Source organism: uncultured Chitinophaga sp. (assembly GCF_937898475.1).
In the GTDB taxonomy this organism is placed as follows: Bacteria; Bacteroidota; Bacteroidia; order Chitinophagales; family Chitinophagaceae; genus Chitinophaga.
The window spans coordinates 178,264-188,531 of sequence record NZ_CALEJS010000032.1 but is presented as its reverse complement, the minus strand read 5'-3'; the positions used below and the strand labels follow the sequence as shown (position 1 = coordinate 188,531).

Below are 10,268 nucleotides of genomic sequence, written 5' to 3'. Positions count from 1 at the left end.
CTGTGTTAAAGGTCTTAATTTTTTAACCTTTGACACAGTTTATTTTACAGTCTCCGCAACCTGGCACATCAGCATTCAACACCTCCGTATAATTAATTAGATGGTATTTTCAGCTTCTGCCCCGGATGTATAAGGTTTGGGTCCTTGATCTGGTCTTTATTAGCCTCATAGATCTGCTGCCAGGTTAATCCAGGGTAATTCTTTGCTATCTTACTCAGACTGTCCCCTGATTTTACTTCGTAAACTTGTTCTCCCCCTCCGCCACCGGATACACTGATATCCAGCCTGGCATCTGCCGAGCGGAATTCAGGATCCAGCTGCTCATATGTGTCCCACAACTTTTGTTTCACCTCCTCAGAGGGCGCAGCGCCGGTGATATATAGTACATTATCCTGCTCGGTAATCTGCAGGTTACTCAGACCGGCAGCATTTGCCTGGTCTATCAGTGCTTTATATTTATCCTGTAGTGCGCTCATAGTAGTGATTTTTAGAGCTTATTGCAATTTGAGGTTATTCTTTACTTTCTTAGGCTTTGCTTCCTGCGCCGTTTGCATAATCTTACGCAGGTCGCTCTTCTTAGCGGTGCCTTCCAGTGTCACTTCCCCATTAGATACGCTGACAGTTACTCCCGAGTAGCCCGCTGCGCTGAAGGAAGAATCCAGCGATTTCTTCAGCATATCATCCGGGTTCATGGCAACCGGTGGAGGAGGGGGCAGGGGCACCTGTACGTTGATGTTATTAACAACAGACTTAATGCCTTTTACATTTTTGGCGGCGTCCTCCGCAGTTTGTTTGGCCGTTTCGTCTGATACGTCACCGCTCAGGGTTGCCACACCATCCTGAACAGTAGCAGAGACTCCGGGTGTAGCGGTCAGTTTTTCATTTACGGCCTGCTGCAGTTTACTGTCGTTGGGTTTGCATGCAAACAAACAAACGCCTGTAAACATAAGACAGGCTAATAATAAAGATCTGTAGCTCATGGTTAAATGAATTTCTTACAATAACAACCCAGACAAAGGCTTTGTTTAAAAACAAAAGCGGATGTGCTTTTGCACATCCGCTTTTTATAGCATTTTATGTATTGTAATCAGTTCAGTACGTTCTTTTCCTGTACAATCTCAATACCCTTCTCTTCCTTAATCTTTGCAAAGCCCCCTGCTACATTACGCAGGTTGTGAATGCCTTCTCTTTTGAGCAGTGAGCAGGCTATAATACTACGGTAACCGCCCTGGCAATGTACATACAGGTTATGAAGATCATCAAAATCTGCCATAGTGCCCGGATCTGTCATCTCGCTCAGGTTCAGGTTAATGGCGCCTTTAACATGTCCGTCTGCAAATTCAGCCGGTTTGCGCACATCTACCACTACGAGGTTCTCATCATGGGGCAGGTCCATCGCCAGCTCATCTGCTTCTACCGTAATGATCAGGTCTCTTTGTTCGCCGGCGGCAATCCAGGCTTCGTAACCACCTTCCAGGTAGCCGCTAACGTTATCAAAACCTACACGGGCCAGGCGTACAATTGTTTCTTCTTCCTTTCCCGGTGCAGTAACCAGTATAATTTCCTGGTCAAATGGCAACAGACTGCCGGCCCATTCTGCAAACCGGCCTTCCAGCCCGATATTTATGGAACCGGGCACAAAGCCTTCTGCAAACTCATTAGCCATACGTGTGTCCAGTATCAGCACTTCTGCCGCCATCTTTTCCTTGAAGGTGGCAATGCTGAGCGGACGCAGGCTTTTCTCCATCACGGCCTTCAAAGCATCATAACCTTCTTTATTGATCTTGGCATTTACCGGGAAATAAGAAGGCGGAGCCGCCAGATCAGTGGTTACCTGTTGTATAAAGGTATCTTTATCTGCTGCCAGCAGTGCATAGTTGCTGCGCTTTTCATCTCCGATAGTGCTGTACGTATCAGGGCCAAGATTCTTACCACAGGCAGAGCCAGGGCCGTGTGCAGGATAAACGATCACATCATCCGGCAGGGATTTAATTTTCGTGTTCAGCGAATCAAACAGCAGGCCGGCCAGTTCTTCCTTGCCAAGATTGCCGCTGAACAGATCCGGGCGACCTACATCGCCTACAAAAAGGGTATCGCCGGTAAATACACTGTGTGGCTTTCCACTCTCATCGTACAGTAAATAGCAGGATGATTCCAGTGTATGCCCCGGAGTATGTAACACTTCCAGTGTCAGGCCGCCTATTTTGAAACGCTCACCGTCTGCAGCCAGGTACACAGGGAACTCTGTTTCTGCATTAGGACCATATACAATAGACGCCCTGGTGGCAGCAGCGAGGTCCAGGTGCCCTGACACAAAGTCTGCATGAAAGTGGGTTTCAAAAATGTATTTGATGGTAACGTTGTGCTCTTTAGCCAGGTCAAGATAAACATCAATGTCCCTTACGGGGTCAATCACCGCTGCCTCTCCTGCGGATGCAATAAAGTATGCAGCCTCAGAAAGACAATTGGTATATAATTGCTTAATGAACATGGTTTTTGATTTACGCAAAAATACGAAGGTTTGCGCGTTTACAGAAAAGGCATAGTCATTAGTTTATTTTAACATCCGGCTGATTGATGAATGAAAAAATAAAGTTATAGTCAGGCTGGCGCCAATAAAAAAGTATCCCGCCTGCGGGCGGGATACTTCAATATGATTACTGGTGGGGGCTACTTTTTTACAATTAACCTACCAGCTCTTCCACAAACTTTGCCACTTCAGCAATACGCTGCTTGTTGATAGTATAGTGGATAAATTTACCATCTCTCTCTGTAATTACAATGCCCGCCCTGCGTAGTATCGCGAGGTGCTGAGATGCTACGGACTGCTCCAGACGAAGCTTTACGTAAATCTCAGTTACAGTCATTTTCTTATGATCTTCCAGCAGCTTGATCATCTGCTGGCGCAGCTTATGGTTAATTGCACGCAATACCATAGCCGCCTTTTTAACGGCAATGTAATCCAATTTGATTTGGTCTTTTTCATTGTTACCTCTAGAAATAATAAGAGTATTAGAAGAGGTCGTTAATAATGTTTTTTCCATCGCATAATAGTTTTTTAAAAATGATGAAATGAAAGGGATCAACGGACAGTTTCAAACCCACACCTGTTAGAAAACAGTACCGGGTATCGATTTATACAAAATTATAATATTTGTCACAATAAAAAAAACTTCTATACCTTATTTTTTCATATATAACCGGCCCTATCTGCAAATAAAGCGCAATTTGACAGTTTTATGACAATTTACAACGATAGTAGTAGGGAATTCAGGGGTAAATGTGGAAAGCAGGAGGCAAAATCAACTTTTTTTGTCATTTCTCCCTTGTGTGGGGGTATAAAATGGTTTCAGGTAAAAGGGACTGAAATATGCAAGATCTTCAAACAGGTTTTCGCGGAAAGCCGCTTCCGTTAAGGGTATCATATGTTCCGCGCTGATACGGTAAGGCGCAAAAACAGCGTTAGCTTGAGGTCCCAGCAGTTGCTCCCACTTCGTACTACCGTCGCCGAAAAAATACATCTTGTTTTTACCTAACCATTCATTAAAAGCATCCGCAGTTAATATGAGTGCTTTAGGTTCGATCACCGGGGCAAGTCCTGCGTCATATACGGCTGTATACACCTCCATACGGCGCGCATCCAGCAGCGGGCAATACAATGCATGCTGATCCTGTAATGCAGCACTAAGGCCCTGTGCCATCATTTGGAGAGTAGAAATACCGATCAGCGGTCTGTTCCAGGCATAACACAATCCTTTGGCGGTGGCCACACCTACACGAAGCCCGGTGTAGGAACCCGGCCCTCCGCTTACAGCAACAGCGTCCAGCTGTGCAGGCGTGATACCTTGTGTATTAAAGATTTCCTGTATGAACAAAGTTAAGGTAGCAGCATGGTCACGCTCCTTGTCATTTGTCAGCGTTTGTAATACAACGCCATCCTTTGCCAGTGCCACAGATCCGATAGCTGTAGCAGTGTCTATATTTAATATTAATGCCAACCGTTCGCTGTTTTTTGCGATTCTTCCTCCAGGAGCGCGCTAACGCGATAACGCTCATCTCCCGTTGCTTTATATACCGCAGTTAATACATCAAATACATGTTTAATACCTATCCTTTTCGCCCACTCAAAAGGCCCGTAAGGATAGTTGGTACCCAGTCGCATGGCAGTATCAATGTCCTGCCTGGAAGCGGTACCCTCTTCGGCAGTAAAATAAGCTTCATTGATGATCATGCACACCACCCGTGGAGTGACCAGGCCTACTGCATCCTGCACCAGGGAGTAAGACCAGCCCAGTTGCTGCATCAGGCGCTCAATCCCTTCCTGCTGCGCTTCGTCCAATATAGCCATTTCCGTAAGCGGCCGGTTAATAAAACCGGGTAGCCAGTTGCAGGCAACAATGTTAAAGCCCTGGCTGAAAGCGTGCTGGTGCATCAGTTCGGCCAGCGAAGATTTTGCCATGCTTCCCCATACCGGTACTTCCGGAGTCCTGGCATAAACTGCGGCATGTGCGGGCTCGTCGTCCAGTATCAGGTCTATCACCAGGTCAAAACGGCCGGGCAAAGATACTTCATCCGGGTTTTGCACCCAATGCAACCGGTGGCCTTCCAGTCCTTTTTGCTGCAGCTCTTTGTAACGTGCGGCATCTCCTACTACCAGGATGTTCATAGCTGAAATTTCTGCAAACCTACGGACAAATTCCAAATCCTGAATTTGGGATTTATTTACTTTTACACATATGGAAAAACAGATCATCAATACCAAACAGGCGCCGGAGCCCATCGGCCCGTATAACCAGGCTGTGAAAGCCGGCAATATGTTGTTTGTATCCGGGCAGATAGCACTGCACCCTGATACCAATCAGCTGGTAAAGGAAGATATCGTTGCTGAAACGCACCAGGTGATGCAGAACCTGAAACATATACTGTCTGAAGCGGGAATGGACTTTAATGACGTAGTAAAGGCCACCATCTTCATTACAGATATGAATAATTTTTCCCAGATCAATGAGATCTACGGCAAGTATTTTAGTAGTCATTTCCCTGCCCGTGAAACGGTACAGGTGTCTGCGCTGCCCAAAGGCGTTAATGTGGAGATATCGGTTATTGCCTGCAAATAATTAATAATTAACAATGAATAATTAACAATACTTACAGTACGTGTGACCTGAATGAATGGCAGGTTTCACAATTATTAATTATTCATTCTGCATAATTAATTACTAAAAAGCTGCGCAGCCAACCGTTTGTCGTGGCCATAAACATCGTCGCGGAAATTGAGTTGTCCCTTACTGTTCACAAATGCGGTGAAGTAGCCTATGAACACGGGTACCTGGACTTTCAGGGATACATATACTTCCTTATTGCCGTTCATAGCCTTCTCAATTTTTTCCGAATTCCAGGCAGGATCGTTCCGCAGTAACCATTCTGCCAGGCGTTTGGGTTCTGCTACCCGTATACATCCATGACTGAAAGAGCGTTTCGTTTCTCCAAACAGGTAGCGCGAAGGAGTGTCATGCAGATAGATGTTATATTCGTTCGGGAACAGGAACTTTACCTTACCCAAGGCATTGGAGCGCCCAGGTTTCTGCCGGATGATATACGGGAAACTGGAACCGGAATATCTGCTCCAGTTAATACTGCCCGCGGGGATCTCCTTGCCGCTGGCATTTACCACCTCCATATTCTGCCTTGTTAAATAGGCCCGGTTACGTTTCACTGCCGGCAACACCTCGTTGGCCAGTATGCCGGGCGGCACGTTCCAGTAAGGACTGAATACTACAAACTTCATGATCCTTGTAAAAATAACGGTGCTGGCGCCTGGTTTACCTACAACTACATTGCAGCTCCAGGCCAGCTTACCGCCTTCGTATACGTGCAGCTTAAACTCAGGGATATTTACGAGTAAATAGTTATCGCCTGGTTCTACCGGTACCCAGCGCATGCGTTCCATATTCAGCAGTACCTGCTGTATACGTTTCTGCAACGGCACATTCAGTGCGTTTAATACCGGCTGTTGTATAGTACCGTTCACGGTAAGGCCCATACGTTCCTGGAAATTACGTATAGCAGTATCGAGAGCGGGCGTGAACAACGAGCTGGTATCCGCCACCGGCAGGTCGCCCCAGGTATGCAGCCGGTGCTTTACCTGCGTGATCACGGCTGCTGTATCTCCTTTCTTATAGATCTTTTTATCCGCATAGATAGAATCCCAGCGACCGCTCTTGTCCATATCATCAAGCTTTTTCAATGCATTCCGGAGCAAGATATAATACCTGTTCACCGGCTCTTCAAACGTATTACCGGGACGCTGTACCAGTGAGTCCAGCAAACTTTCCATATCCAGCTTCTTACGTGGTATGAACCATTCCAGGTCTTTGGCAGTGTCTGAGGTCATACCTCCCCATTCTTTGCTGCCATAATCGAAGAACTGGCCGGTGAGCATCATTTCCACCCTGGACATATCTGCCGCAGTAACCCTGCCGCTGTCCTGCGCTATCTTATCGTACAGCTGCTGCAGCGATGCACGTACAGCGTTGCTGTCCAGCTGCGTCATATTCAGGAAGTTGCCTGCCTGCTCGGTAAGCCTGCCATCGCCGGATACCCAGGCATAGTGGTAATTTCTCTGCCGGTAAAAATTCTTCATCAGGTCGGCATAGCTACGGTAGGCGGTATCCTGCTGCAGAAAACTGTCCAACGCAGTGCTGTCCAGCACCCGGTCTATGTACTCTTCTTTTGTATAATGGCTGGTATCCCTCACAAGCGGGGGACCTGCTTTCTGGCCCCGGTGGCAGGCCGCATTCAATAACAATAACAACAACAGCAGAGCGCTTATTTTTCGTAGCTGCATAAACGTAAGGGGGATTTATTATGGTTCCAACAATGACGGGGGCTGCTGACTTTTTGGTAAAATGGCCCCATCCACCTATTTTTAAACAAATTTTACCTTAAATAAGTTTGCCATGCCACCCAAAGCGCTACACGACATTCCCGGCCGCCTTACTGTACCAGGCCACACCGGGCGTTTCATACACGGAGAAAAAAGCACCCTGGCCTTTTGGGAGATCACGGCCGGCTCGGTATCTCCCCTCCATCAGCATGTGCATGAACAGATCACCTACATTGCCGAGGGCACTTTTGAAATGCAGCTGGGAGAAGAGGTGTACACCCTGCACCAGCACGATACACTGATCATACCCTCCAACACACTGCACGGCGGGAAGGCTATTACAGACTGCCGTATCATAGATACTTTCTGTCCGGTACGGGAAGACTACAGATAAAAATAAGGGTTTAAGAATTTGAGCGTTGCATGTTTGTATGGAGACAATCTCAAACATTCAAACGCTCAAACTTTCAAACCCTTGAACCCTAAAGAATTTTATAGTTTAATTTCTTCGTCGCTTGCGTCAAAGAAGCGATACTCTGTAAGATGGTAATTGGTGTCTGCTTTTACCCTGATCCATTTGCGGAACTGAAAATACCATTTCCACTGGCGGCTGGTCAGGAAGCCTTTTGTGAGGAAAGCGCTTAAAATGGGGTGCACCCTGATGGTAAGACCTTTATGTTGGTGATTGATCAGGTACTGCAGGTTCTTTTCTATTTCATCAATGATCAGCACGGATGCGCCTATTTTGCCGGTGCCTTTGCAGGAGGGACAGTCTTCCGCTACTGAAATGGTCACTTCCGGCTTTACACGCTGACGGGTGATCTGCATCAAGCCGAATTTGGAGATCGGCAGGATGGTATGTTTAGCCCGGTCCTGGGCCATAAACTTTTCCATCGCTTCATACACCACCTTCTTGTTTTCCGGCAGCTTCATATCAATGAAGTCGATAATGATGATGCCGCCAAGGTCGCGCAGGCGTAATTGCCGGGCAATTTCCGCTGCCGCTTCCAGGTTGCTGGCCAGGGCGTTCTGTTCCTGGTTATTGCTGGAGCTTTTGTACCCGCTGTTCACATCGATCACATGCAGGGCCTCGGTCGCCTCGATAATGAGGTACACGCCGCTGTCAAGGTTCACCGTTTTACCAAAGGAGGCTTTCACCTGCCGGGTAATGCCATAGTGATCAAAAATGGGAGCGCCATTATGGTAATAAGTAACAATATCCTGTTTTTCAGGAGCTATTTTCTGAATATAAGCCCTGGTATCAGAATAAATGTTCTTGTCATTAATGACTATACGGTTAAAGCTTTCATTGAGCAGGTCGCGGAGAATGCTGGTGGTTTTGGCCTGTTCGCTGAGTATTTTCTGAGGAGGTTGTGCGCTGCGGAGGTTGGTCTGGATATTTTTCCATGTTTCTACCAGCGTGGTCAGGTCCTCATGCAGCTCTGCCGTTTTCTTGCCTTCTGCGGCGGTACGTACAATAACACCGAAATTAGGTGTTTTGATAGCCTCTACTATTTTCTGCAGGCGTTTTCTTTCTTCGGAAGAATGTATCTTTTTAGATACCGCTACAATATCGTTGAAGGGTGTTAACACTATAAACCTTCCGGGAAGAGATATCTCGCAGCTCAGGCGTGGGCCTTTTGAAGAGATGGGCTCTTTTAATATCTGCACCAGGATATTGGGCTTACCTCCTAATACATCCGTGATCTTGCCGGTCTTTACAATTTCCGGTTCGTTCTTAAATTTTGTAAAGTCAAATCCTTCGGGGGATTTATCAGAGATAGCAAGCTGGGTGAATTTGAGGATGGACCGGATATAAGGGCTAAGGTCGGTGTAGTGTAAAAAGGCATCTTTCTCAAAGCCAACATCTACAAAAGCTGCATTAAGGCCCGGGATCAGCTTTTTAACTTTTCCCAGGTACAAGTCCCCTACTGCAAAATTGGGATTGCCGCTCTCATGATGCAACTCCACCAACTTCTTATCCTCCAGCAACGCTATCTCCACACCAGTCGGTGCCGCATTTATAATAAGTTCCTTATTCAAGCGTCCAAAATTTTTACCATTATAACTTCACCTTCATTCATGGGTGATGCGGGCTGTGTTTTACAACTACCCACATACCAAAAATCGCTAACTGTACAACACAATCAGCTAATTCGTCACATACGTGATGATGGATTGCTTAAGGGTTTAGTGATCTGCAGGCGATGTCCGGGAAATGCTGTTGCGGGATCTGGTGGAAATTACCTGCATGACCTTGGCAATTTAACAAATTGAGAGCAATTCACAATAATAATGATTGCCGGAATCATGCAGGCTATATGAAAATCTTATCTGACCACGCGTAGCAATATACCTGTTTAGTATAAATGGCGGGAAACAGGAGAAATACTTATTTCTTATTTTTCTTATGCCGGTTTTTTCTTAACCTTTTCTTACGCTTGTGAGTGGCAATTTTATGTCTTTTTCTTTTCTTACCGCAAGGCATACTTTAATAAGTTTTTAAATGTTTGAAAATAAAATATTATTGAATGCTTTTAATATAACCGTCTATTTCTGCCTTGAGTGCCGGATCCTTTAATAGTTCCTTACATTTCTGGAATAAATCCACTGCTTTCTTCACGTCACCCTTGCTTCTGTAGGCTTCGGCCAGCACGAAATAGATCTTGGCCTCTTCCGGATGTCTGGGAAGCAAGGCTTCCAACCGTTCTATTGCTTTATCATACTGCCCTGATGTAATGGCCAGGTTAGCTAGCGTAACCTGTGCTTCCACATTATCAGGGTGTTCTGCCACAACTGCTCTCAACTTCTGGACCCCTGTCATGGGTTCGCCGGTGTTCATATACACCAGCGCCTGTTGTATCTTGAGCGAATCGTTGCCGGGATTGAGTGTGATTGCCTGATCCAGGAGCTCAATAGCCTGTTGAGCCTCCCACTTCATGATTCCCGGCTCCGGGGCATGCTGCAGGTGCTCCAAAAATAAATTGGCTGCAAAGGTGAGGCTTTTTTCGGAATTTTCCAACTTAGCTGCCTGGCCCAGGTAATAGGCGGCAACGGGTAACTGGTTAAGACTGTCCCAGGTGGCGTACAATGCCTTATAAGCAGCTATTTGCTGGTTCTTTACATCACCTCTTACCACTTTATTCTCCCAGGAGTTGATCAGCAAAAGCTTTTCGGCAGGGATCTTTTTCTTGGCAGATGAGAGCAGGTCACTGAATGAAATAGGTTGTACGTCCTGTCCGCTGGACATAGAAGCGGCAGTTGGCATTGCTTTCTGACCCTTTTCAGGCCGCGGTATGGTACGACCAAAGGCCAGCAATACAATCAGTAATGCTACAGCAGTACCTACCAGGAGAACTTGCGATTTTTGCATGCCTAAATT

The 10,268-nt window shown here is 46.3% G+C and carries 12 protein-coding genes; 2 read left to right on the top strand and 10 right to left on the bottom strand.

Annotation, left to right across the window (positions count from 1 at the left end; all coding sequences use genetic code 11):
* Window positions 1–92: 92 nt before the first annotated feature.
* The 6 genes from Q0577_RS20385 to Q0577_RS20360 all read right to left on the bottom strand — a co-directional run bounded on the left by Q0577_RS20385 (window position 93) and on the right by Q0577_RS20360 (window position 4,666).
* Window positions 93–476 (bottom strand): LysM peptidoglycan-binding domain-containing protein, encoded by a 384-nt coding sequence (locus Q0577_RS20385; RefSeq protein WP_298739582.1) that lies wholly within the window; start codon window positions 474–476, stop codon window positions 93–95.
* A gap of 18 nt (window positions 477–494) precedes the next feature.
* Entirely contained in the window at window positions 495–980 is a 486-nt protein-coding gene (locus Q0577_RS20380) for a BON domain-containing protein (RefSeq protein ID WP_298739579.1), read from the bottom strand.
* 107 nt (window positions 981–1,087) lie between these two features.
* Window positions 1,088–2,491 (bottom strand): MBL fold metallo-hydrolase, encoded by a 1,404-nt coding sequence (locus tag Q0577_RS20375; protein ID WP_298739576.1) that lies wholly within the window; start codon window positions 2,489–2,491, stop codon window positions 1,088–1,090.
* A gap of 193 nt (window positions 2,492–2,684) precedes the next feature.
* Window positions 2,685–3,044 (bottom strand): metalloregulator ArsR/SmtB family transcription factor, encoded by a 360-nt coding sequence (locus Q0577_RS20370; RefSeq protein WP_073084462.1) that lies wholly within the window; start codon window positions 3,042–3,044, stop codon window positions 2,685–2,687.
* Between the two features lie 258 nt (window positions 3,045–3,302).
* Window positions 3,303–3,998: a tRNA (adenosine(37)-N6)-threonylcarbamoyltransferase complex dimerization subunit type 1 TsaB gene (gene tsaB / locus Q0577_RS20365; RefSeq protein WP_298739573.1), complete on the bottom strand. Its 696-nt coding sequence runs from the start codon at window positions 3,996–3,998 to the stop codon at window positions 3,303–3,305.
* A complete protein-coding gene (locus tag Q0577_RS20360; protein WP_298739571.1) occupies window positions 3,989–4,666 on the bottom strand; it encodes a 3-hydroxyacyl-CoA dehydrogenase family protein in 678 nt (225 codons plus the stop codon). The genes tsaB and Q0577_RS20360 overlap by 10 nt, the downstream gene beginning before the upstream one ends.
* Window positions 4,667–4,736: 70 nt before the next feature.
* On the opposite strand from Q0577_RS20360, the gene Q0577_RS20355 reads away from it, so the two are divergent.
* Window positions 4,737–5,117: a RidA family protein gene (locus Q0577_RS20355; RefSeq protein ID WP_298739569.1), complete on the top strand. Its 381-nt coding sequence runs from the start codon at window positions 4,737–4,739 to the stop codon at window positions 5,115–5,117.
* A gap of 95 nt (window positions 5,118–5,212) precedes the next feature.
* Here Q0577_RS20355 and Q0577_RS20350 read toward each other — a convergent pair whose 3' ends face one another.
* Complete coding sequence (locus Q0577_RS20350; RefSeq protein WP_298739566.1) at window positions 5,213–6,847, bottom strand: L,D-transpeptidase family protein; 1,635 nt, start codon at window positions 6,845–6,847, stop codon at window positions 5,213–5,215.
* Window positions 6,848–6,959: 112 nt separating this feature from the next.
* Here Q0577_RS20350 and Q0577_RS20345 point away from each other — a divergent pair, with 112 nt between their 5' ends.
* On the top strand, window positions 6,960–7,280 hold the full coding sequence (locus Q0577_RS20345) for a cupin domain-containing protein (protein WP_298739564.1): 321 nt from the start codon (window positions 6,960–6,962) through the stop codon (window positions 7,278–7,280).
* A 98-nt stretch (window positions 7,281–7,378) separates the two neighbouring features.
* Here the strand turns inward: Q0577_RS20345 and Q0577_RS20340 are convergent, their stop codons facing one another.
* From Q0577_RS20340 to Q0577_RS20335, 3 genes are all read right to left on the bottom strand, one after another.
* Window positions 7,379–8,929: an Rne/Rng family ribonuclease gene (locus Q0577_RS20340; RefSeq protein WP_298739562.1), complete on the bottom strand. Its 1,551-nt coding sequence runs from the start codon at window positions 8,927–8,929 to the stop codon at window positions 7,379–7,381.
* A gap of 349 nt (window positions 8,930–9,278) precedes the next feature.
* Entirely contained in the window at window positions 9,279–9,374 is a 96-nt protein-coding gene (locus Q0577_RS27260) for an AURKAIP1/COX24 domain-containing protein (RefSeq protein ID WP_223233134.1), read from the bottom strand.
* A gap of 36 nt (window positions 9,375–9,410) precedes the next feature.
* Window positions 9,411–10,259 carry a tetratricopeptide repeat protein gene (locus Q0577_RS20335; RefSeq protein WP_298739559.1) on the bottom strand — a complete coding sequence of 283 codons (849 nt, stop codon included), beginning with the start codon at window positions 10,257–10,259 and terminating at the stop codon, window positions 9,411–9,413.
* Window positions 10,260–10,268 lie beyond the last annotated feature (9 nt).